This is a genomic window from Rhodoferax sp. GT1R46, assembly GCF_056521285.1.
Genome location: NZ_JBWMBC010000011.1, coordinates 70,820 through 92,559, shown reverse-complemented (window position 1 = coordinate 92,559; position 21,740 = coordinate 70,820). Strand labels below are relative to the sequence as shown.

Here is a 21,740-nt window from a genome sequence, read left to right as displayed (position 1 = left end):
GCACCCATGAACCTGCCCACACTCCAGGACATCGAAGCCGCCGCCCAGGTGGTGTACCGCGAATTTGCCGCCACGCCGCAATACGCCTGGCCCCTGCTGCAGGAAAAACTGGGTACGGCCTGCTGGGTCAAGCACGAGAACCACACGCCAGTCGGGGCCTTCAAGATTCGCGGTGGCCTGACTTATTTTGACCAGTTGGCGCGCAGCGGCACCCTACCGCGCGAGGTGATCAGCGCCACGCGCGGCAACCACGGCCAGAGCATGGGCTGGGCAGCACGCGCGCACGGGGTGGCCTGCACCATCGTCGTACCCCACGGCAATTCGCTGGAAAAGAACGCCGCCATGCGTGCGCTGGGCGTCACGCTGATTGAGCACGGCACCGATTTTCAGGAAAGCCGCGAACACGCCATGGCGCTGGCCGGGCAACGCTGCGCACACATGGTGCCCAGCTTTCACCCGGACCTGCTGCGCGGCGTAGCCACCTACTGGTGGGAACTCTTCAAGGCCGTACCGCACCTCGATGTGGTGTACGTGCCCATCGGTCAGGGCTCAGGGGCCTGCTCGGCCATCGCCGCCAAACGCGCGCTGGGTCACCCGGCGCGCATCGTCGGCGTGGTGAGTGCACACGCCACCACCTACGCCGATTCACTTGCCGCGGGCCATGTGGTGAGTGCGCCGGTCACCACGGAGCTGGCCGACGGCATGGCCTGCCGTACCGCAGACCTTGCTGCGCTGCACGTCATGCAAGGCCAGCTGGACCACATCGTGCAGGTCACGGACGCTGAAGTGGCCCAGGCCATGCGCGACATTTTTGCCTGCACCCACAATGTGGCCGAGGGCGCAGGCGCTGCCAGCTTTGCTGCCGCCATGCAGGAGCGCGAGCGGCTGACCGGCCAGACGGTGGGCATCACCCTGTGCGGCGGCAATGTGGACAGCGCGGTGTTTGCACAAACGCTGTTGGGCGGGTGACTCCTTTGCTACCGTATTGATAGCTGTTGTCGCATGCTTGACAAGGGCCCATGCCCGAATGGGCTTAGATTCGTTCCATGGGAAATCTTTATCTGGTACGACACGGGCAGGCTTCATTCGGAGCCGCTGATTACGACAATTTGAGCGAACTCGGGGCGCGCCAAAGCGTGCGTTTGGGCGCGTACTTCAAGCAAAAAAATCTGCAGTTTGATGCGGTGCTGACCGGCACTTTGAAGCGCCACGCGCAAACCTGGGCAGGCATCCGCGAGGGCTCCGGCATGGATACGCAGGCCCTGCCCTGGGCGGGGCTCAACGAATACGACAGCGAAGCGGTGATTGCGACGGTGCACCCGCATCCACTGGAAAAGCCCGACACACCCGAGCTCTACAAACACCACTTCGGTCTGCTGCGCGATGGCCTCACCCAGTGGATGAATGGAGTCGTAAGTCCCCACGGCATGCCCACCTACACCGAGTTCGTGCACGGCGTCACCAGCGCGCTGGACCATGTGCGCAAGAACCACACCGGCAACGTGCTCATCGTCAGCAGCGGCGGACCCATCTCCACCGCCGTAGGGCACATTCTGGGTACAGCGCCCGAGACCACGATTGCGCTCAACATGCGCATCCGCAACAGCGCGATTACCGAGTTTGCCTTCACGCCCAAACGCCACATGCTGTTGACCTTCAACACCCTGCCCCACCTGGACAGCGCCGAACACGCGCCGTGGATTACCTACGCCTGAGCAACGCACCGGGGTGGCACGTCTTGTGCTTTGATGACTTGATACAAGTCAAAAAGGAACAGGATGCACCGAATCGGACGCAAATGGCTCTTGGCATGCGCACTGGGCTTCAGTGTTGCCGCCTGGGGGCAGACCCCCACCCACCCTGGACTGGTAGCACAGGACAGCCTGAACGGCGCCGATACCGCCTGGATGATGACCAGTACGGCACTGGTGCTGCTGATGACGCTGCCCGGCATCGCGCTGTTTTACGGTGGCATGGTGCGCAGAAAAAACGTACTCAACACCATGGCCAGCATCGTGGCGGTGGCCGCACTGGTCAGCCTGCTGTGGTTTGCTGTGGGTTACTCCATCGCCTTCACCCCGGGCAGCCCCTGGCTGGGTGACGGCAGCCGCCTGTGGTTCAGCGGGCTGAACTACCTCAAAGAGGCCGGCAAAGTGGCGGTGAGCCATGTGGCTCCCAATGTGCCGGAGTCGGTGTATGCCATGTTCCAGCTCACGTTTGCCATCATCACGGCAGCCCTGATTGTGGGCGCCCTGGTGGAGCGCATGCGCTTTTCCGCCATGCTGTGGTTCACTGGCATGTGGTCCATCGTGGTCTACGCACCGGTGGCCCACTGGGTCTGGGAGCCGGGTGGCTGGCTCGCAACAATGGGGGTGCTGGATTTCGCCGGTGGCGCGGTAGTCCACATCAACGCGGGTGTTTCCGGGCTGGTCTGCGCCTATGTGCTCGGGCCGCGCAAAGGCTATGGCAAGGAACCCTTCAAACCGTATAACCTCGGATTCACCATGGCCGGCGCGGGCCTGCTGTGGGTGGGGTGGTTTGGTTTCAATGCCGGCTCCGCCGTTGCCGCGGATGGCCGGGCGGGTCTGGCCATGGCCGTCACGCACATTGCCGCGTCAGCCGGTGCCATTGCCTGGATGCTGGGCGAGTGGATTGTGCGCAAACGCCCGTCCCTGCTTGGCCTGAGCTCGGGCCTGGTCGCGGGATTGGTCGCCATCACGCCCGCGGCTGGCTTCGTCACCCCCGCTTCCGCCCTGATGACCGGTCTGCTGGCCAACAGAACCATCTCGGGTGTGCAGGGTGACGTGGGCATCCAACTGCTGGGAGTGGTCGCGGTACTGCTGTACAGCGCCACCATGAGCATCCTGCTGCTGTGGGTTACCAAAGTGATTGTTGGCTTGCGTGTGGATGACGCATCCGAGGACGCGGGGCTGGACATTTCCCAGCACCGAGAGCAAATGGGAACCTGAAGGAGACCGCCATGCTGCCCAGTGAAAAAATCGCCATAGCCGCCCACTTGCACGTGCTGTTGCGCCGTAAAACCGGCCGCGTCACAGACACCGAGTGGATGGCGAGCAATGCCGATTACGCGGCAGAGATCGTCCGTTTCGCGCGGGCCAGTGCCGAGAAGGACGGTCACACCGACCTGGGCGAATGGGCCGCCAAGCTGGAGGCAACCCTGGCACCGACGCCCCCGGCGGCCACTATCGCAGAGAAATTTGTCGGGATGGCAACTGCCGCGCTCCCCAACGACGCCAACCAACTCCGCTACATCCGGGGAATACGCTGACGGCGCAAAATGTGCGGCATGCTCTACGCCATGCAACACCCACGCTCGAACCTTTTAGCCACCCTTGGAATTGCCGGTCTTTTGCTGGCCCCTGCCGTGTACGCAGCGCCGCTCCTGCATTGCGATGTGAGCTACGCCGGCACCACCCATGTCATTGAAGCCCGCCCGGTGGCCGACCCCTACCCGGTGGAGTCGGTCGATATTGGCGGGCGCTTTCGCTTCAAGGCGGTGATGGTCGGTACGGCCGCCAAAGTGGACTACATCAAGCTCTACGCCTACCTGGATGCCCGCCGCCAGCCCATCCTGGTTCAGCAGGCCACCTACCGACCGCCGTTCCAGACTTCGCCCGCACCGTATCTGTTGACGGGCGAGCAGCATCTTTTCTCCGGGCCCGTTGAACGCGAGCTGATGTATAGCTGCACGCTGGAAGGAGTCCAGCCATGAAGCCCGGTTTGCGCCGTTGGATGCTGTCTCTGTCACTGCCCCTGTGCCTGGCCACGTGCACGCTGGTTTGTGCGGCAGAAGTTCCAGCCCCGGTCAGCCTGGTCTTCGCAGGCGATGTCGTGCTGGATGATTCAGCGGGCGAGCTGATCGAGCGTGGAGGCGACCCGTTTGCCGACTTTGCCGCGCTGTTTGCAAGCGCCGATATTCGCCTCGCCAATCTGGAGTGTGTGGTGGCCACCACCGGCTCGGCAGGCGACAAAAATTACACCTTCCGCGCACACCCCCGCACCTTGCCCGTACTCAAGCGCCACTTTGATGCCCTGGGACTGGCCAACAACCATTCCGGTGATTTTGGCCGCGAGGCCTTTGCTGAAATGCTGGGGCTGTTGGAGCAATCCGGTCTTGACCAATTCGGCGGCGGGCGCACGCTGGCAGAGGCCCACACCCCGCTCATCATCGAGCGCAAAGGTCTGCGCATTGCGCTGCTGGGTTACGACGAATTCATGCCGCGCAGTTTTGAGGCCGACTACAACGCACCGGGTGTTGCCTGGAGCGAAAACGAACAAGTGGTCGCCGACATCAAGAAGGCCCGCACGGTGTACAAAGCTGACCTGGTCATCCCGGTGATGCACTGGGGCTGGGAAAACGAGCTGACCTCGAACGCCCGCCAGCGCGAATTGGCCCGGCTTATGGTGGATGCCGGCGCCGACGCGGTGATTGGCGGCCACCCACATGTCACGCAGGAAATCGAGCACTACCAGGGCAAGCCCATCGTCTACAGCGTGGGTAATTTCGTGATGAAGGAAACCGACAACGCCAACCAGCGCCGCGGCTGGGTGCTGCGACTGCAGCTCGACAAACAAGGCGTGCGCGGCTTCGACACCGCGGTTGCGCAAATCACTATGGATGGCATCCCGCAGCGGGACCGCAATGCACTGAGCCCGTGCTGGCGCCGTGGGGATGCTGCGGTGGGTCAGTGCTGAAATCCGGATTAACGCCGCCGCACAGAAGGAACAGGCCAGCTTCTTGCTTGTAACAGGGCGTGAATCCTGATCTGACACCCCCCATCGCTGCGGCTGACGCGGCCACCCCGGCCGATGCGCAGTGGCGCGCCCAGGAACTGCTGTTGATGCGCGAAGTGATGCGCCTGATCGGCAAAAGCCTGGCCCCCAGCGTGGTGATGCGCGAAATGCTGCATTTGATGTCCGAGCTGCTGGGGCTCAACCGGGGTCGCATCGTGCTTGCGAACCCTGGCGACCCCGGCGACCTGAGCGACTCCACTGCCCACATCTGTTATGCCTACGGGCTGACACAGGCCGAGATGGAGCGCGGCGTTTACCGCAAGGGCGACTGCATCACGGTGCACGGGCAGGCCAGCCGCTACATTGAACCGATAGCCCGCCAGGTTAAAACCATCGTGGCCGACATCTGCGGTGGCGAACCCGTGCCCTACAAAGTGCGGCCCGCCGTGGTGCGGGTGAAAACGACTTCGCTGCCACTGACGCTGCATTGATATGGCCGATTCCCCCGTGTTTGATCTCTATGCCTTCTGGCGCACGTCGGCCACCTTCCGGGTGCGTGTGGCGCTCAACCTCAAGGGCCTGGTGGCCAACGAAAAGTTCATCAACATGGACGCGGGCGAGCAGCGCAGCGCCGACTACCTGCGCATCAACCCCCTGGGCGGCCTGCCCACGCTGGCGGAGCCGGAGCACGCACCCATCACGCAGTCCCTTGCGATACTGGAATTTTTGGAAGAAACCAAGCCACTGCCCGCGTTGCTGCCCGCCGACCGGCATGACCGCGCCCGGGTCAAAAAATACCTCACTACTGAGGGCGGTTTTGACGAAGCCGCGTGGCGGCGCTGGCACACCCAGTGGTTTGGCACCGGGCTGGCCGCCGCGGAGCAGCGCCTGGCCAATGAGCCGCTAACCGGCCTGTGCTGCCATGGCGACGTGCCCACCATGGCCGACATCTGCCTGGCCAGCGTGGTGGCCGTGATGCGGGTCTTCAAGATTGATGTGCCCAACATCCCCACGATCGACCGCATCGTGGTCCAGTGCAGCACGCTGGACGCCTTTGCCCGCGCAGAGCCCAGCCGACAGGTGGGAGCGCCGGGGTAACGGCTGTCTGTGCCCCAAGCAGCTACTGCTGATTGCTATTGATTTAGTAGCTGCTTGTGCATATTTCACGAGGGCTAGAGGTCTGTTTTTCTCACAATCGTCAATGCTACGACGGTTTCGAAAGGTAGTGCAGTCGGTCGTTTTGGCTTGACTGCTGGTAACCCAATTTTGGACCAAGGTGGGTGTTCGCCGTCTTTTAATCTATGGCGGCAATGCTGCGTAACCGATCGGTCGCTGCGACACTTGGAGTTGATCCATTTTGTCCCAAGCGGTCATAGCGGACGCCGGTCCAATTTTGTGAGTTGGCCATATGGCGAGACACAACAGGTTGCGCCGCGCGGGTCGATCAAGGCCTCGCTGGTCACCGGCTGGGGCCGGCACGACCGCATCTGTTTTACAAGTCGGGCAAGGCTGGCAATGGACATGTTTCCCGATGCACGGCTGCACTGGTTTGCGCACAGCGGGCATTTTCCTCATCGGGATGAATCACACGCCACCGCCCCGCTGATTCTCGATTCACTCTCACCGCGCGCGGCGTCCGCGTTACACGAACCAGAATTCATAGCCGACAACTACCGGAAAACTGAAACTCCAGCTAAAGTCACGGTTAGTCGAACCCAGTAACGAGGAGGGCGTCGCTATTTGTCGGGGCGATTCGACTATTGGCATTTGAATCCGGCATGTCTGTTGATTAACAGGAGTTCACTATGAAAAAACTGATTTCTACTGGCTTGATCGCGGTGCTTTTTGGCGCTGGCTTTTCGGGATGCGCGCAGGATGGCATGATGAAGCATGGCGCCATGAAGGACGGCATGGGCATGCAAGGCGGCATGGGCATGAAGATGATGGATACCAACAATGACGGAATGATCTCCAAAGAGGAGTTCATGAAACATTACGAGGCGATGTTCGACAAGATGAAGAAAGACAGCAATGGCATGGTCAGCATGAAAGATATGCCGATGATGATGGACGGCATGATGATGAAGTGACAGGGCGCCCTACTCCAGCGCGACTGTAAACAGCCAGCGACGAGGTGCAAAACCCGGAAAACACGGCCATTTGAAATTATTTCGGTGGCCAAGGCGGCAACGACGAACTGCTGACCTGGGTGCCTCGCCTGAGCCGTTATGCGCGAGCGCTGACCGGGAGCCGCGACGATGCTGACAATCTGGTGCAGGACACGCCTGAGGTGCCCGTGACGGATAGGAAATTCAACCGCATGAAGCCAAGCATTGCACGGGTTTGGGGCCACCAAACGCCTTTGAGCTGCGCTTTTTGAGCGGTCGCAGTTTGCCAATGGCCAGAGGCTTTTCGGCAAGTCGGCTTCTCTGAAGTGCCAGACTCAGCTTGACCCACAGCGCTTGCGAAATCGCTATCTCGATCCCTCACCAGTTGACACGCTGGTCCACCTCATGGTCCGGCGCGGGTTGGGCTGCCAGGTCCCAATCCGGCTCGATTTCGACACCGTCAACCGTTTGCGCATCACAGTCATCCCACAACGGCGGTCCGAGCGCCGGGCTATGACAGCGCCTATGGCCAGTTTGGAGGAGTCAGATCGCAAATGGCTACTACCGCTTACAACCTGTTCTTGAGGGTGACGGCTGTGCCGACAAGTCTTTCAAACGAATTTCAGCAGCAGACCCGTTTCTGACTGCCGACGATCTGAACTACTCGCTCCTTCGCGGCCACAGACTTCGACGCTTGGGGGTGAATCCTTTTCTTTCCATGATTCTGAGTGTGTCAGCGCACAGACTGCTGGTGCAAACGGCTCCACGATGCGCTGCCGACCGTCCAATTGATTACCGGAGATTGAAATGCTTAGTCAAATCGACAAAGAATGCCTACTTACTTGCAACGAATGCGCCGCCGCCTGCCTTGAGTGCGCCAGCGCTTGCCTTAAAGAGGAGGACCCCAAAGCAATGGTTCGTTGCATCGCGCTGGACTTGCAATGCGCCGATGTGTGCCGCCTTGCCGCCGCGTCGATCGCACGCAGTGACGACCACGTGAAGGCGGTCTGTTCGCTTTGCGCCCAAGTGTGCAAAAGTTGCGCCAGTGAGTGCGCCAAACACGCGATGGAGCATTGCCAGCGCTGCGCGCAAGCCTGTCAACGCTGTGCTGACGCCTGTGCCAGCATGGCTCGTTAGCCCCCATTCCATATTGAAAGACCTATCCATGAAATCCAACATGATCAAATCACTCCGGGCGTTTGGCTTGGTGCCGTTCACGGCGCTCTGCCTCGTGTCTGCTGCAGTACAGGCGCAACCCTCACCCGCACCTGGCGCATCTGCCAGCATGGCGCAAGGGCACATGCAGCAAAGCAATATCGGCTCCGAAGAAATGAAGCAGGCGATGATGACGGGCATGGACAACATGCAGAAGATGCAGATCACCGGCGACATCGACAAGGACTTTGCGATGATGATGAAAATTCACCATCAACAAGGTGTGGACATGGCAAAAATTGAGCTTGCGCAAGGAAAATCACCTGCCATGAAGGCGATGGCCAAGCAGATTATTGCTGCACAAAAGAAAGAAATCACTCGGTTCGACCAGTGGCTTGCCAAGCAGAAATGACGGCTACAGCAGCGTGGAATTAACCACCGTCTGGCTAGATCACTGGTTTTGCGCTGTGCATGCATTCTTGTAGCACCGACAGATACCTGGACGCCTGGCAGGTAATTCAAACCTTGTCATTGAACTTCCATGAAGCAACCGGAGGCGACTACCCTCTAACGCTGCCCAGGAGCCGGACAACCAAGAAAAATGGCATCGCCGTTTGGCTGACTGCTTCCAAGTTTTAGGCACTGACGGCGAGCGACTGCTTCCGGCGAAATCGAAAGTCAGCTTCCCTCTTTCCTGTGGGTTTTATGCGAATCCGGTATACGTCGGCAATGGGTCTTTTGCCGTTTGTGTACACTTTGATTCACAAATGCCACGTTTGACGCCAAAGGAACAAGAAATGGAAGTCACCAAGGTCGGTATTCGGGAATTTCGTGCCGGCTTGGCCGAGTTCATTGCGTCCAGCACGCCAGTGGCGGTGACGCGCCATGGACAAACCGTTGGTTACTTCATTCCGACCCATGGTCAAGCGGAGGCAGACGTTGCCTCGCTTAAGAAAGCGAGCAAGACATTGGATCGTTTGCTTGCCGCGAAAGGCGTTGATGTGGGCACCGTAGTCGCCGAATTCAAAACAGCTCGCAAACGACCAAATAAACCCAAGAAACCAGCAGCTGTTGCGACATGAACATCATGAGGATTCCTCTGCATGCCCTCAAAGTGCTTCTTTGCAGAAGGTAACAGGCGAGACAATGCGCGTGCGACCAGCGCTCCCCAGCTGCAGAAGACCGGCGCGACGATCTCCGGTAACCAAGTAATCTGCCTCGCTGGCCAATGCCATCGAAAGCAGGAAAAGGTCATTCGGATCGTTCAGGTCCATGCCATCCGGGGGAGGCTGCAAAGTGCCCAGGACAATGGCACGTTGCATGTTGTTCACCATGGTGCCCACGCGATGGGCTGGCAAGATGGTCTTGAGCTTGGGGTAGCGGCTCACACGCCGAAGTTCGTCGAGCTGGGCAGTCGAGGTCACCAGTTCGAAGCGGGCCGCGCGCCAGGCACGGTAGATGGTGTCAGGCGCTCCGTGCGGTGAAATCAGGGCGCCGAGCAGGACATTGGTGTCCAGAATGACCCGCATTAATGCTCACGCGCCCATTGCACCGCCTCGTCGATCAGGTCGTTCAAGTCAGACTCGCCAATGCCACCGGCCGCCGTCTTGGCCTGTTCGACAGCCTTCTCCAGCAAGTAGGAACGCACCGCCTCCTCGATGAAGCGCGACAGGTCGCCTTTGCGACCACCGCCCTGCGCAGCAATGAACATGCGTACGGACTGATCCGTGTCCGGCGACACAGCAATGTTCCAGCGGACTGACTCCATGATTTCTCCAGTGTTTGGGTGTATAGGTGTTTATACATCGAATCTCAAGGGTGATGTTCCTTGCTTTCAAACCCGCAAACTGCCGTTTGAAATCTACCGACGGTCTGAAGGGCAAATAAGTCAGCTTAAGTCAGGCTAAGCAACTTCAATCTTTCGGTGAATCCAGGCCCATGTAGCTGGTCCATTTACGCTCATAGGCGTTCTGCTCGAACTCGTCCACCATGAAATCGATAAAGGATCGGACCTTGGCTGAAAGATGCTTTCTGCTGGCAAAGGCGATATTGATTTGCAGCCGGGGCAGGTCCCATTCACTGAGCACCGGCACCAGCCGTCCTGCAACGATGTCGTCATAGACGATGTAGTTGGGTTGCACCAGAATGCCCAGTCCGTCCAGCGCGGCGGCGCGCAGCACCTGGCCGTCATTGGATTCCAGCATTCCCTGGACCGTCATGATCTTGGTTTCTGCGCCGCGCGTGAAGTGCAGGGCGTTGGGGTTATTGGCGTACACATACAGCAGCAGGTCGTGCTGATCCAGCGCCTCCGGGTGCTGCGGCACGCCCCGGGCGGCCAGGTAGCCAGGGGACGCCGCTAAAACGCGTCGGGTTTTGGCCAGGCTGCGTATGGTGATGTTGCTGTCGGGCTCAGACTCGCGCGTGCGAATGGCAACGTCGATGTCGTTCTCAATCATGTCGAGGTAGCGGTTGGCGGTCTCGATATGGATGCGTACATTGGGGTACAGCTTGCGGTAATTGGGCAGGCGCGGCGCAATCATCTGCATGGCAAAGGACAGCGAAGCGCTCACGCGCAACACGCCGGTCGGGTTCAGGGTGTTGGCGTTGACCGCGGCCTCGGCCTCTTGCAACTCGGTGAGGATGAACTTGGCGCGTTCGCATAGCTCGCGCCCCTCACTGGTCAGATAGAGCCTGCGCGTGTTGCGCTCTACCAGGCGTGCGTTCAAGCGGGTTTCGAGTGCGGCTAGGTACCTGGTGGCTGCCGGATTGGACAGACCGAGTTTGAGGGCCGCGCCACTCAGACTCCCGGTGTCTGCAATTTGCACCAGCAGTTCCAGTTCCTTGAGCCTATCCATAGCGAACCTTTCCGATTTGTGGAAAAGAGTATTGCATTTTCATACCTTACATACTCAATATTGAAATTATAGACTTCGGTCTCCACCAGCCCAACCCCTACACAAAGAATATTGAGGAGACAAAAGACATGCGTAACTTGAACCAGGACAACATCACCCAGGCCGTCATTGCCCGTTTTTCCAGCACGCCGGATGCGCGGCTCAAGGAAATCATGACCAGCCTGGTCCAACACCTGCACGGCTTTGCCCGCGACGTGAAGCTGACCGAAGGCGAGTGGGAAAAAGGCATTGACTTCCTCACCCGCACTGGCCACATCACCAACGACAAGCGCCAAGAATTTATCCTTCTGTCCGACACCCTGGGCCTGTCCATGCTGACCGTGGCCATGAACAACGACAAGCCCGCAGGCTGCACCGAAGCCACGGTGTTCGGCCCCTTCCACGTCGAGGGTGCGCCGAACTTTGAACTGGGTGATGACATCTCGAACGGCGCCAAGGGTGCCCCCTGTTTTGTGCGCGGCAAGGTCACCGGAATTGGTGGCGAGGTGGTGGCCGGTGCCACGCTGGATGTGTGGCAGTCGGATGACGACGGCATGTACGACGTGCAGCATCCAGGCATTGATCACGCGCAGAACCGCGGCGTGCTGCACACCGATGCAGAGGGCAATTTCCACTTCCGTTCCACCCTTGCTGTGGCCTATCCGATTCCGCATGACGGCCCGGTGGGACAAATGCTGATGGCCACCAATAACCACCCCTGGCGCCCGGCCCATTTGCATTTCCGGATTCAGGCCAAGGGCTATGAAACGCTGGTGACGCACGTGTTTCGCGATGGTGACCAGTATCTGGATTCGGACGTGGTCTTCGGTGTTCGCCAGTCCCTGGTGGCCGACTGGGTGGAGCAAGCCGATGGCAGCTACCGGCTGGACTACGACTTTATGTTGAACCCTTCCAAGTAGGCAGGCACCACATGTTGTACAGCTTCATGCTTTTGGATAAACCCGGCGCCTCCGATCAGCGCCTGCAGATGCGCCCGCTACACAAGGCCTATCTGGCACAGGTGGAGAGCCGCATTGCCTTTGCCGGGCCGCTCACCAGCGACGATGGACTGGCCATGGTGGGAAGCTTGCTGGTGATTGACTTTGACTCCCGCAAGGAGGCGCAGGCCTGGTTGCATGCCGAGCCTTTCAACGGCTCGGGTCTGTATGCCAGCACCTCGGTGCACGCCTTCGTCAACCTGTGGCCGCAAAAAGCCGGCTTTCCTGCCAACCCCTGACGGAAGCCCCTTTTGATCCGACACATTGTGATGTGGAACGTGCGCGCCGACTCTTCCGAGCAGAAGGCCCGCCATATCGAAACCCTGCGTCACAGTTTCGAGAGCCTGAACGGGTGCATCCCCGGGCTGCTGCAGCTGCACATCGGCGTGGACCAAAGCCACGTCGATTACGCCTGCGATGTGGTCCTCTACAGCGAATTTGAGTCCGCACAGGCGCTTGCCGCCTATGCCGTCCATCCCGAACACCTGCGCGTCAAGGCGGAGATTGGCGATATGCGTATCGCCAGACACCAGGTGGACTACGAAATCACCTGATGGCCCCAGGCCATCCTCAGTAAAGAACCCCATGCAAAACTTTGTCTACAACGGCCAGCCCTCACGGGTGGTCTTCGGTGCCGGATCACTCGCGCATCTGGAGCGGGAAATTGAACTGCTGGGCGCCAAACGCGCCCTGGTCCTGTCGACCCCGGAGCAGGTGCAACAGGCGCAGATGGTGGCCGATCGTCTGGGCTCACGTGCCGCGGGCATCTTTGCGCGTGCCGTCATGCACGTGCCGATTGAGACGGCGCGCGAGGCACGGGAAGAAGCCAAGCGCCTGGGCGCGGACTGTGCCGTTGCCATCGGTGGCGGTTCGACCACCGGCCTGGGCAAGGCTATCGCCCTGGAGTCCGGGTTGCCGATTCTTGCCATTCCCACCACCTATGCAGGCAGCGAAATGACGCCGATTTATGGCATCACCGAAGGCGGCCTGAAGAAGACCGGCAAAGACCCGCGCGTCCTGCCCCGCACCGTCATTTACGACCCGGAACTCACGCTCAGTCTGCCGGTGACCATGAGTGTCACCAGCGGCATGAATGCCATCGCGCACGCGGCCGAGGGCTTGTACGCGCAGGACAGCAACCCGGTCATGGATCTGATGGCCGAAGAGGGCATCCGCGCCATCGCCCAGGCCATTCCCGCCATCCGCAAACGGAGTGACGACATCGAAGGCCGCGCCAACGCGCTGTATGGCGCCTGGCTATGCGGCTCGGTACTTGGGAACGTGGGCATGGCCTTGCACCACAAGCTGTGCCACACCCTGGGCGGCAGTTTCAACCTGCCCCATGCCGAAGTGCATACCGTGGTCCTGCCACAAGCCATTGTCTTCAATGCGCAGGCCGCAGCGAAAGCCATGCAGCGGATTGAACGCGCACTGGGCGGCAACGTGAGCGCGGCCGCCGGGTTGTATGACCTGGCCAAAGACAATGGCGCACCCGTTTCCCTGCGAGATATCGGCATGCAAGAGAGCGATCTCGACCGCGCAGCCGACATTGCCGTGAGCAACCCCTACTGGAATCCACGACCTTTTGGTGTGGCAGAGCGCAACGACATCCGCGCCCTGCTGCAGTGCGCCTTTGAGGGCGTGCGGCCGGATTAGCCGCTTTAGGCTGGCAGCACCGGGCGCGGGCGGGTGGACAGTTCGATTGCGGCATCCGAGCCAATGCCCGTCATGCACAGCAATCGTACGATCACCTGCTCGATGGAGGATGCGGGCACCGCATCGGTGGTGATGGCCAGGCCTATGCCGACGATGGCGTGCGCCGTCAACCGCCACACCAACTCCGCGTTGGGGATTTTGAAGCGACCCGCATCGGTGGCCCGCCGCAAATCACGGATGGCAAAAGGGCCCATGCGCCGGAACAGCGCATCTGAAATGACCTCCGACCGGTAAAGCATCTGCTTCCAGCGCACATCCGAAATGGCGGTTTCCAGCACCGTACGGATGCCAAAAGCGTAGACCTGTGCCGGGTCTTCAAAGGGCTTGGTAGCTTCTTCAATGCGCAGTGCAAGGCTGTGCATCATTTCCTCCAGTACGGCGATGGCCAGGTCGTCTTTGGACTTGAAGTAGTTGTAGACCGTGCCTGCCCCCACATCGGCGCGCTCCGCGATTTCCAGCATGGTGGCGCCGTCCACGCCCTTTTCGGTCATGACAACGCTGGCAGCCTGAATAAGGGCTTCGCGGTTGCGCTGCTGCCTGCGTGCAACGCGTCCCATTGGCTCTTGCGGCTCTTGCGGTTCTTCTGTTGTTGCCATCGCGTCGTAAATCCTCATGAATGACGACAAGTCTAATACGAACGCGCTCTTGCCTGAATGGCACAAATCGGCTTTCGCCCGCAGCGCCTTACCCACACCACCGTCCCATGCGCTCCAGCGAGCCGAGTCACACCAGCCCCCTCAGGGGCCAATTCAACAAAAGTGGAATTCAGTCTTTCAGAATCAATGCCATAACTGAGGGTAAACCATAAATGAACGTCATTCAGTTGTGACTTAAATTCTGACTCGGTTCTAGGCTAATGCGATCTGTGTCCTTTTTGATGAGTGGGGCAGTCGGACGGCGTTAGCCCCCGGCGATACGAGGGATCGCACTTGCGTTCTTGCATTCACTTCCAAAGGAGACAGATATGGGCGTTTCAACCCAACAAAGCAGCACCGGCTTCAATACGGATGTGGCCATCGTCGGCGGCGGCCCTGTGGGCACGCTACTGGCGATCCTGCTGGCCAAGCGCGGCAAGCGGGTCACACTGATCGAGCGTTGGACCCAGGCCTACGGCCGTCCCCGCGCCGTAACCTATGACCACGAAATTGCACGCATCCTGGCCACCTTGGGGATCGACTCCGAGAACGATGCGGCCATAAATTTTCACGACGAGCTGTATTACTGGAAAGACGCGCAAGGTGAGAACCTGCAGATCGTCGACTGGCAAAGCACTTCGGCTTCCGGTTGGCGCGTGCGCTACTGGTTTAACCAGCCGGATCTGGAAGCGCGCCTCACGCGCATTGCCGACACACTCCTCAACATCACCCAGCTGCGCGGCTGGCAGGGCGTTGGGTTGGAGCAGGACGCCGACGGCGTCACCCTCTCGCTGAAGAAGAATCCGGAAGAAGTCGGAATGAACGGCGAATGCAAAACCATTCGTGCCAAGTTCGTGGCCGGTACCGACGGCGCCAACAGCTTTGTGCGTGAAAGCCTGTCCATCGAAAACGAAGACCGCGGCTATTTCTTCGACTGGCTGATTCTGGACATGATCCCCAAGGGCGAATACAAGACCACGCCTGCCCAGTGGCAGCTGTGCGATCCCAAACGCCCCACCACAATCGTGCCTGGCGGTCCGGGTCGCCGCCGCTGGGAATACATGCTGCTGCCCAACGAAACGGCGGAAGACATGCAAAAACCACAGCGTGCCTGGGAGTTGCTCCAGCCCTGGGGCCTGACTCCGGAAAATGCCGAACTGGAGCGCAGCGCCGTTTACCGCTTCCAGGCGCGCTGGGCCAAGGTCTGGCACAAGGGCCGTTGCGCCCTGGCCGGCGACGCCGCCCACCTTATGCCCCCGTTTGCCGGCGAAGGCATGTGTGCCGGTATGCGCGATGCCGTGGCCATGGGCTGGCGTCTGAACGCCATCCTTGAAGGCAAGTCCGGTCTCGAACTGCTGGACAGCTACACCAGCGAGCGCCTGGAGCACGCCAAGCACTACATCAACTTCAGCCAGGAACTCGGCAAGATCATCTGCATCACCGACGAACAGCAGGCAGCCGAGCGCGACGCCACCATGAAGGCCGATCTGGCCGCCCGCAACAACCAGCCGGTGCCGACCGACATCTGTCACCTAGGCCATGGTGCCTGGTGTGCAGATGCCGCCCATGCGGGTGAGTTGTCGGTGCAGGGCGTGGTGGAAGCCCGGGGCGTGCGTGACCGCTTTGACCAGGCCGTAGGCCAGGGCTGGGTGCTAATCGGCCTCGATACCGACCCGACAGCTGCACTGACCGAAGAGCAGCGCGAGCAATTCGCTTTACTCGAAGGCATCGCCGTGAAGATCGGCGCGCCCGGCACCGCCTGCGATGCCGTGGACGTCAACGGCACCTACGCCCAGTGGTTGGGCGACATCGGCGCCAAGTACGTGTTGATGCGCCCGGACTTTTACGTGGCCGCCACCGCCAACAACGCCGACACGCTGCAACAGCAGTTTGATGAAGTGATGTCACAGCTGCATCTGGTCCGCGTGCCGGCAGCCGTGGTTTGAGTCCCCATTCTTACAACAGGAGATAGACATGAGCATGACACGCAGACATTTCGCACAGGGCCTGGCCGCGGTTGCCGCAGCGGGCGCTACCCCTCTGGTTTTCGCGGCTGTCACCGTCAAGATCGGTTACGTCTCGCCGCAGACCGGCGCGCTGGCCTCTTTCGGTGAAACCGACAAGTGGGTGATCGAGCAGATGAAGTTCGCCTTCAAGGACGGCATTGTTATCGGCGGCAAGCGCCACGAGGTGCAGATCGTTCTGAAGGACAGCCAGTCCAACCCGAACCGCGCTGGTGAAGTGGCCAACGATTTGATCCTGAAGGACAAGGTTGCTCTGATCCTGACGGCCGGCACACCAGAGACCGCCAACCCGGTGAGCGACGCCTGCGAACTCAACGAAATACCTTGCATCTCCAGCGTGGTGCCATGGCAGCCCTGGTTCTTTGGCCGCAAGGGCAATCCGGCCCAAGGCTTTAACTGGACCTTCCACTTCTTCTGGGGCCTGGAAGACGTGATCGCCAATTTCACCAACGGCTGGAAGAGCGTGAAGACCAACAAGAAGGTGGGAGCTCTGTTTCCCAACGACGGCGACGGTAATGCCTGGGGCGACAAGGAACTGGGCTTTCCCAAGCCATTGGCGCAGATGGGCTTCACGCTCACCGACCCGGGCCGTTTCCAGAGTGGCACGCAGGACTTCAGCGCGCAGATTTCCGCCTTCAAAAAAGAAGGCGTGGAAATTGTGACAGGCGTGATCATCCCGCCGGATGCCAAGACCTTCCTAACCCAGGCCAAGCAACAAGGCTTCAACCCCAAGGTGGTGTCCTTCGGCAAAGCCCTGATGCACCCCATGGCGATTGAATCCCTGGGTGACCTGGGTGACGGCCTGAGCACCGAAGTGTGGTGGAGCCCGTCGCACCCGTTCTCCTCCAGCCTGACCGGACAAAGCTCCAAGGCCCTGGCCGATGCGTATGAAGCCAGCACCAAGAAGCAGTGGTTGCAACCGTTGGCCTTTGCGCACGCACTCTTTGAAGTGGCATCCGATGCCCTCAAGCGCAGCAAGTCGCTTAAGGCCGGCGATGTGCGCGACGCGGTAGCCGCCAGCAAGCTCAAGACCGTGGTCGGCGACGTCGCCTGGGGTGGCCAAGGGCCCTTCAAGAACGTCAGCAAGACACCACTGGTATTGGGTCAGTGGGGCAAGGGCAAAAAGTACAAGTACGAGCTCACCCTGGTCAACAACGAAGCAGCCAAGAACATCCCCGTGGGCGGTGCCCTGCGCCTGATCTAAGCCCATCACGCCCGAACTACGTTTGCATTCAACTCCATAAATCCCATGAACAAGACAACCTTCTCCACCTTGCTGACCTCCTTGCTGGCGGTCGCATCCCTGGCCAACGCAACCGAGGGCGGCACCTCGGTGTACCCGGTCGGCACCGAAAACTTCGTGTGCTGTGCCTTGCCTCCCCCCGGCCTGTATGGCATGACCTACGTGGAAAGCTACACCACCTCCAAGTTGCGTGACAACAGCGGCAACGATGCCACGCCACCCGGATTCAAGGTGACCGCGACCGCCGTGGTGCCGCGCATTGTGTATGTCACCAAGGAAACGGTCATGGGTGGCTCACTGGCCTTCCATTCGATTCTGCCAATCGTCAACTTATCGGTCACGGTACCGGGTCTGAGCCAGACTAAAAGCAGCAACGGTGACATCGTGCTGGGAGCCGCATTGGGCTACCACTACAGCCCCCAGCTGCACACCGTGGCGGCCATTGATGTGATTACACCAACCGGTGCCTATAGCAAGACCGATCTGGCCAATATCGGCAAGAACCACTGGGCGATCCAGCCGGTGTATGGCGTCAGCTACATCGATCCCAACGGCCTTAATGCCGATGCAAAAATCATGTACACCTTCAACGGCCAAAACGATGCCACCGGTTACCGGGACGGCCAGGAGTTGATCGTCGACTACGCCTTGGGCTGGGGTCTGGGCAATGGCTGGGTAGTGGGCATAGGCGGCTATCTGTACCAGCAGACTACCGATGACACACTGAACGGCAATACGGTGGCCAACAACAAGGGCGCGGCATTCGCTGTGGGCCCATCCATCAAATACGACAGCGGCAAAGGCTGGTTTGTGACTGCCAAATTCCAGCAGGAATCCGGTGTGGTGAATCGGGCGGAAGGCCAGGCCTTCTGGCTCAAAGCCGTGATGCCTCTCTAAAACAAGGCACGCATCGTATGGCTCTGCTCGTACTTCATTCCGTCAGTAAATCTTACGGGGCACTCAAGGTCACAGACAGCATTTCGCTGTCCGTAAACAAGGGTGAAACCTTAGGAATACTGGGGCCCAACGGCGCCGGTAAGACCACGCTCTTCAACCTGATCTCGGGTGATGTGGCTGTGAACTCCGGCCGGGTGGAGTACGACGGCCAGGATGTGACGGCCCTGCCGTCCCACCTACGCTGCCGACGTGGCATTGGCCGCAGCTACCAGGTGCCGCAACCTTTCGGGAACATGACCGTGTTCGAGAACCTGGTGACTGCCGCCAGCTTTGGTGGTGGCCAGACCGAACGCGCGGCCTGGGACACGGCAGTGCATGTGCTGGAGCAAACCGGGTTGATGCCGCAGGCTAACAAGGCTGCGGGTTCCTTGACCCTGTTGAACCGCAAGCGCCTGGAACTGGCGCGCGCGCTGGCCACCGGACCGGAGCTTCTGTTGCTCGATGAAATCGCCGGCGGACTGACCGAGCACGAAGCCCTTGAGCTGGTCGAGGAACTGCAACGCATCAAGGCCAGCGGTGTGACCATGATCTGGATTGAACATGTGGTGCATGCACTGCTGTCGGTGGCTGACCGTTTATTTGTAATCAACTTCGGCCAGCAACTGGCCGAAGGAAAGCCCCACGACGTAATGAACGACCCTGAAGTGCAGCGCGTCTATATGGGCATGGAGGTTTGATATGGCCGCTGTTCTGAAAACCCACCAGCTCAAGGCCTTTTACGGCGACGCCCAGGCCATTTTCGGCATCGATTTTGAACTGCACGCCGGCGAACTGGTGGCCATCATTGGCGCCAATGGTGCCGGCAAGTCCACCTTTTTGAAGTGCCTCACCGGTCTGGTCAAGGCCGCCGGCCCGTCGATTACCTGGAAGGACCAGGCCATAGGCGGTATGGCGCCCGGCCACATCGTGCGCCAGGGCCTGGCCATGGTGCCGGAGGGCCGGCGCTTGTTCCCCTCGCTGTCGGTGGAAGAGAACCTGTTGATGGGCGCCTGTGCCCAGCGCAAGGGGCCCTGGAGCCTGCAGCGGCTCTACCAGATGTTTCCGATTCTGGAAGAAAAGCGCCATGCACCGGGAACCTCGCTGTCGGGCGGCCAGCAGCAAATGGTGGCCCTGGGCCGCGCGCTGATGAGCAACCCCGAGGTGCTGCTGTGCGACGAGTTATCGCTGGGCCTGGCACCGATCGTCATCCGCGAGATCTACAACGCCATGCCGCTGATTACCGCCGAAGGCATGACGGTGGTGATCGTGGAACAGGACGTGTCTATGGCCCGGCGTGTTTCGCAACGCCTGTACTGCTTCCAGGAAGGCCTGGTCTCGCTGCAAGGCAGCTCGGGCGATCTGACGCGTGAGCAGATCAGTCAAGCCTATTTCGGAGTCTGAGGCATGGAAACAATTATTCAAGGCGTGCTGTTGGGCGGGCTCTACGGCCTGTTTGCACTGGGCCTGTCGCTCATGTTTGGCGTCATGCGCCTGACCAATACGGCGCACGGAGATTTCATCATCCTGGGCTCCTTCTCGACGCTGACGCTGGTGAACCTGGGGCTGTCGCCCTGGCTGGCCATGCTGGCTACCTTGCCTCTGGCCTGGCTGCTGGGTTACGCCCTGCAGCGCTACGTGCTCAACGGCACCCTGGGCAAGGACCCGCTGCCCTCGCTGGTGGTGACCTTCGGCATGTCCATCGTGGTGCAAAACCTGTTGCTGGAGTTGTTCTCGGCCGACCCGCGCTCCATCGACACCGGCGGCTTCAGCACGCAGGGCATTGCCTTCAGCCCCGAGCTGTCGGTCGGGCTCCTGCCAGTGGTGAGCCTGGCGCTGGCCATGGCCGTTACGGCCGGCCTGCAATGGATGTTCAAGTCCACCGCCCTCGGACGCACCTTTCGCGCCGTTTCCGATGACCGTGAAATTGCCGAACTGATGGGGCTCAATGCCCGCAAGGTCTATGCCCTGGCCACCGCCCTGGCCTTTGTGCTGGTGGGCCTGGCTGGCTCCTTGCAGGGCGTACGCACCACGGTGTCGCCGGCCGACGGGCCTGCCCTGCTGCTATTCGCTTTTGAGGCCGTGATCATGGGCGGCATGGGCAGCTTCTGGGGCACGCTGGCCGGCGCCATGCTCTTGGGCCTGACCCAACAGGTGGGTTTTCGCCTGGACCCGGGCTGGGGTATCTGGGGCGGGCATCTGATGTTTCTATTTGTGTTGGTGCTGCGTCCGCAGGGCCTGTTTCCCAAAACCCGAGGTTGAGCAACATGGAAACCATCCATCCGTCCTATACCGTGGTGCGCGGCACCCGCGGCAGCCTGGCGCTGCTCGCCTTTGCTGTGCTGCTGGTGGCCTTTGCGGCCAGCCTGCCCTTCTGGGGGGAGTCCAGCTGGATGCGCGAGTTTGTGGAGATCGCCTGCTATTTCATCTTCGCCATGATGTGGAACCTGATGGCCGGCTACGGCGGCATGGTCTCCATCGGCCAGCAGGCCTTCTTCGGCCTGGGCGGCTACGTGATGCTGTCGCTGGGCAACTTCTGGGGTGTCAATCCCTTTGTCGCTGTGGTGCTGGGCGCCATCGTCGCAGGGCTGATTTCCATTCCCGTGTCCTGGGTGGCGTTCCGCCTGCAAGGCGGCTACTTCGCGATTGGCACCTGGGTGATTGCCGAGGTGGCGCGTCTGAGCATTGCCAATGTGTCGGCGGTGGGGGGCGGTTCGGGCACCACGCTGACAGCCTTGCGCGGCATTGAGAAGGCCACCCGCGAGTCCGTTACCTACTGGATGGCGTTGGCCTGCGTGGTGGCCTCCATCAGCCTGGTCTATCTGTTTCTGCGCAGCAAGCAGGGCCTGGCACTGCTGGCCATCCGCGACAACGAGGTGGCGGCACGCTCCCAGGGCATTGCCGTGGGGCGCATGAAGCTGGCGGTGTATGCCGTCGCGGCCTTCGGTGCCGGTTTGGCCGGTGCCCTCTACTTTGTGGGCAACCTGCGCATCAGCCCGGATGCGGCCTTCAGCGTCAACTGGTCGGCCTTTGCCATCTTCATGGTCGTCATCGGTGGCATCGGACGCATTGAAGGCCCGCTGGTCGGCGCCCTGGTGTTCTGGGCCATGAACAAGTTTTTCAGCGAGTACGGCACCTGGTACCTGATTGGTCTGGGGCTACTTGCCATCGTCATGACGGTCTATTTCAAGCAAGGCCTGTGGGGCTTTGTGCAGCAGCGCTGGGGTTGGACTTTGTTCCCCACGGCTCGCAGGTTGCAGCTGAAGTGACCCCGTCATT

28 protein-coding genes are annotated in these 21,740 nt (G+C 60.4%); 24 read left to right on the top strand and 4 right to left on the bottom strand.

From position 1 onward, the window contains the following. Positions 1 to 6 precede the first annotated feature (6 nt). The 13 genes from AC097W_RS19315 to AC097W_RS19255 all read left to right on the top strand — a co-directional run bounded on the left by AC097W_RS19315 (position 7) and on the right by AC097W_RS19255 (position 9,100). Positions 7 to 969: a threonine dehydratase gene (locus tag AC097W_RS19315; RefSeq protein ID WP_479604261.1), complete on the top strand. Its 963-nt coding sequence runs from the start codon at positions 7 to 9 to the stop codon at positions 967 to 969. Positions 970 to 1,046: 77 nt separating this feature from the next. Further along, positions 1,047 to 1,715 (top strand): histidine phosphatase family protein, encoded by a 669-nt coding sequence (locus AC097W_RS19310; protein ID WP_479604260.1) that lies wholly within the window; start codon positions 1,047 to 1,049, stop codon positions 1,713 to 1,715. 63 nt (positions 1,716 to 1,778) lie between these two features. After that, the gene (locus AC097W_RS19305; protein ID WP_479604259.1) at positions 1,779 to 2,969 is read left to right on the top strand and encodes an ammonium transporter; all 1,191 of its coding nucleotides are present in this window, start codon (positions 1,779 to 1,781) and stop codon (positions 2,967 to 2,969) included. Positions 2,970 to 2,980: 11 nt separating this feature from the next. After that, positions 2,981 to 3,289, top strand: a complete 309-nt coding sequence (locus AC097W_RS19300; RefSeq protein ID WP_479604258.1) for a hypothetical protein — start codon at positions 2,981 to 2,983, stop codon at positions 3,287 to 3,289. A 30-nt stretch (positions 3,290 to 3,319) separates the two neighbouring features. After that, on the top strand, positions 3,320 to 3,733 hold the full coding sequence (locus tag AC097W_RS19295; RefSeq protein ID WP_479604257.1) for a hypothetical protein: 414 nt from the start codon (positions 3,320 to 3,322) through the stop codon (positions 3,731 to 3,733). After that, positions 3,730 to 4,716 carry a CapA family protein gene (locus AC097W_RS19290; protein WP_479604256.1) on the top strand — a complete coding sequence of 329 codons (987 nt, stop codon included), beginning with the start codon at positions 3,730 to 3,732 and terminating at the stop codon, positions 4,714 to 4,716. The genes AC097W_RS19295 and AC097W_RS19290 overlap by 4 nt, the downstream gene beginning before the upstream one ends. Before the next feature lie 59 nt (positions 4,717 to 4,775). Further along, positions 4,776 to 5,246: a hypothetical protein gene (locus AC097W_RS19285; RefSeq protein ID WP_479604255.1), complete on the top strand. Its 471-nt coding sequence runs from the start codon at positions 4,776 to 4,778 to the stop codon at positions 5,244 to 5,246. 1 nt (position 5,247) lies between these two features. Beyond that, positions 5,248 to 5,853, top strand: a complete 606-nt coding sequence (locus tag AC097W_RS19280) for a glutathione S-transferase N-terminal domain-containing protein (protein ID WP_479604254.1) — start codon at positions 5,248 to 5,250, stop codon at positions 5,851 to 5,853. 707 nt (positions 5,854 to 6,560) lie between these two features. After that, complete coding sequence (locus tag AC097W_RS19275) at positions 6,561 to 6,845, top strand: hypothetical protein (protein WP_479604253.1); 285 nt, start codon at positions 6,561 to 6,563, stop codon at positions 6,843 to 6,845. 107 nt (positions 6,846 to 6,952) lie between these two features. Then, the gene (locus AC097W_RS19270) at positions 6,953 to 7,135 is read left to right on the top strand and encodes a hypothetical protein (RefSeq protein WP_479604298.1); all 183 of its coding nucleotides are present in this window, start codon (positions 6,953 to 6,955) and stop codon (positions 7,133 to 7,135) included. A 535-nt stretch (positions 7,136 to 7,670) separates the two neighbouring features. Continuing rightward, complete coding sequence (locus tag AC097W_RS19265; RefSeq protein WP_479604252.1) at positions 7,671 to 8,000, top strand: four-helix bundle copper-binding protein; 330 nt, start codon at positions 7,671 to 7,673, stop codon at positions 7,998 to 8,000. Between the two features lie 70 nt (positions 8,001 to 8,070). Continuing rightward, positions 8,071 to 8,430: a DUF305 domain-containing protein gene (locus tag AC097W_RS19260; RefSeq protein WP_479604297.1), complete on the top strand. Its 360-nt coding sequence runs from the start codon at positions 8,071 to 8,073 to the stop codon at positions 8,428 to 8,430. A gap of 202 nt (positions 8,431 to 8,632) precedes the next feature. Further along, positions 8,633 to 9,100, top strand: a complete 468-nt coding sequence (locus AC097W_RS19255; protein ID WP_479604251.1) for a hypothetical protein — start codon at positions 8,633 to 8,635, stop codon at positions 9,098 to 9,100. A gap of 27 nt (positions 9,101 to 9,127) precedes the next feature. On the opposite strand, the gene AC097W_RS19250 is transcribed toward AC097W_RS19255, so the two are convergent. The 3 genes from AC097W_RS19250 to AC097W_RS19240 form a co-directional block, all read right to left on the bottom strand. Further along, positions 9,128 to 9,547, bottom strand: coding sequence for a putative toxin-antitoxin system toxin component, PIN family (locus tag AC097W_RS19250; RefSeq protein ID WP_479604250.1), 420 nt, complete (start codon positions 9,545 to 9,547; stop codon positions 9,128 to 9,130). After that, positions 9,547 to 9,786, bottom strand: a complete 240-nt coding sequence (locus AC097W_RS19245; protein WP_479604249.1) for a ribbon-helix-helix domain-containing protein — start codon at positions 9,784 to 9,786, stop codon at positions 9,547 to 9,549. The genes AC097W_RS19250 and AC097W_RS19245 overlap by 1 nt, the downstream gene beginning before the upstream one ends. A gap of 145 nt (positions 9,787 to 9,931) precedes the next feature. Then, positions 9,932 to 10,873: a LysR family transcriptional regulator gene (locus AC097W_RS19240; protein WP_479604248.1), complete on the bottom strand. Its 942-nt coding sequence runs from the start codon at positions 10,871 to 10,873 to the stop codon at positions 9,932 to 9,934. Positions 10,874 to 11,001: 128 nt separating this feature from the next. On the opposite strand from AC097W_RS19240, the gene AC097W_RS19235 reads away from it, so the two are divergent. Genes AC097W_RS19235 through AC097W_RS19220 form a run of 4 tightly spaced genes read left to right on the top strand, consistent with a single transcriptional unit; the run spans position 11,002 to position 13,566 of the window. Next, a complete protein-coding gene (locus AC097W_RS19235) occupies positions 11,002 to 11,832 on the top strand; it encodes an intradiol ring-cleavage dioxygenase (protein ID WP_479604247.1) in 831 nt (276 codons plus the stop codon). 11 nt (positions 11,833 to 11,843) lie between these two features. Continuing rightward, positions 11,844 to 12,149 (top strand): YciI family protein, encoded by a 306-nt coding sequence (locus AC097W_RS19230; RefSeq protein WP_479604246.1) that lies wholly within the window; start codon positions 11,844 to 11,846, stop codon positions 12,147 to 12,149. Positions 12,150 to 12,161: 12 nt separating this feature from the next. Continuing rightward, the gene (locus tag AC097W_RS19225; RefSeq protein WP_479604245.1) at positions 12,162 to 12,464 is read left to right on the top strand and encodes a Dabb family protein; all 303 of its coding nucleotides are present in this window, start codon (positions 12,162 to 12,164) and stop codon (positions 12,462 to 12,464) included. A 31-nt stretch (positions 12,465 to 12,495) separates the two neighbouring features. Next, positions 12,496 to 13,566 carry a maleylacetate reductase gene (locus tag AC097W_RS19220; protein WP_479604244.1) on the top strand — a complete coding sequence of 357 codons (1,071 nt, stop codon included), beginning with the start codon at positions 12,496 to 12,498 and terminating at the stop codon, positions 13,564 to 13,566. A gap of 5 nt (positions 13,567 to 13,571) precedes the next feature. On the opposite strand, the gene AC097W_RS19215 is transcribed toward AC097W_RS19220, so the two are convergent. Continuing rightward, positions 13,572 to 14,222 (bottom strand): TetR/AcrR family transcriptional regulator, encoded by a 651-nt coding sequence (locus AC097W_RS19215; RefSeq protein WP_479604243.1) that lies wholly within the window; start codon positions 14,220 to 14,222, stop codon positions 13,572 to 13,574. Between the two features lie 368 nt (positions 14,223 to 14,590). Between AC097W_RS19215 and mhpA the strand changes: the two genes are divergently transcribed. From mhpA to AC097W_RS19180, 7 genes are read left to right on the top strand one after another with little or no spacing between them, the layout of a single operon-like run. Continuing rightward, positions 14,591 to 16,207 carry a bifunctional 3-(3-hydroxy-phenyl)propionate/3-hydroxycinnamic acid hydroxylase MhpA gene (gene mhpA / locus AC097W_RS19210; RefSeq protein WP_479604242.1) on the top strand — a complete coding sequence of 539 codons (1,617 nt, stop codon included), beginning with the start codon at positions 14,591 to 14,593 and terminating at the stop codon, positions 16,205 to 16,207. 28 nt (positions 16,208 to 16,235) lie between these two features. After that, positions 16,236 to 17,489, top strand: coding sequence for an ABC transporter substrate-binding protein (locus AC097W_RS19205; RefSeq protein WP_479604241.1), 1,254 nt, complete (start codon positions 16,236 to 16,238; stop codon positions 17,487 to 17,489). Between the two features lie 45 nt (positions 17,490 to 17,534). Beyond that, positions 17,535 to 18,425 (top strand): SphA family protein, encoded by an 891-nt coding sequence (locus AC097W_RS19200; protein ID WP_479604240.1) that lies wholly within the window; start codon positions 17,535 to 17,537, stop codon positions 18,423 to 18,425. 17 nt (positions 18,426 to 18,442) lie between these two features. Beyond that, a complete protein-coding gene (locus AC097W_RS19195) occupies positions 18,443 to 19,162 on the top strand; it encodes an ABC transporter ATP-binding protein (RefSeq protein WP_479604239.1) in 720 nt (239 codons plus the stop codon). A gap of 1 nt (position 19,163) precedes the next feature. After that, a complete protein-coding gene (locus AC097W_RS19190; protein ID WP_479604238.1) occupies positions 19,164 to 19,865 on the top strand; it encodes an ABC transporter ATP-binding protein in 702 nt (233 codons plus the stop codon). A gap of 3 nt (positions 19,866 to 19,868) precedes the next feature. Continuing rightward, on the top strand, positions 19,869 to 20,723 hold the full coding sequence (locus AC097W_RS19185) for a branched-chain amino acid ABC transporter permease (RefSeq protein ID WP_479604237.1): 855 nt from the start codon (positions 19,869 to 19,871) through the stop codon (positions 20,721 to 20,723). 5 nt (positions 20,724 to 20,728) lie between these two features. Continuing rightward, positions 20,729 to 21,730 (top strand): branched-chain amino acid ABC transporter permease, encoded by a 1,002-nt coding sequence (locus AC097W_RS19180; RefSeq protein ID WP_479604236.1) that lies wholly within the window; start codon positions 20,729 to 20,731, stop codon positions 21,728 to 21,730. Positions 21,731 to 21,740: the final 10 nt, after the last annotated feature.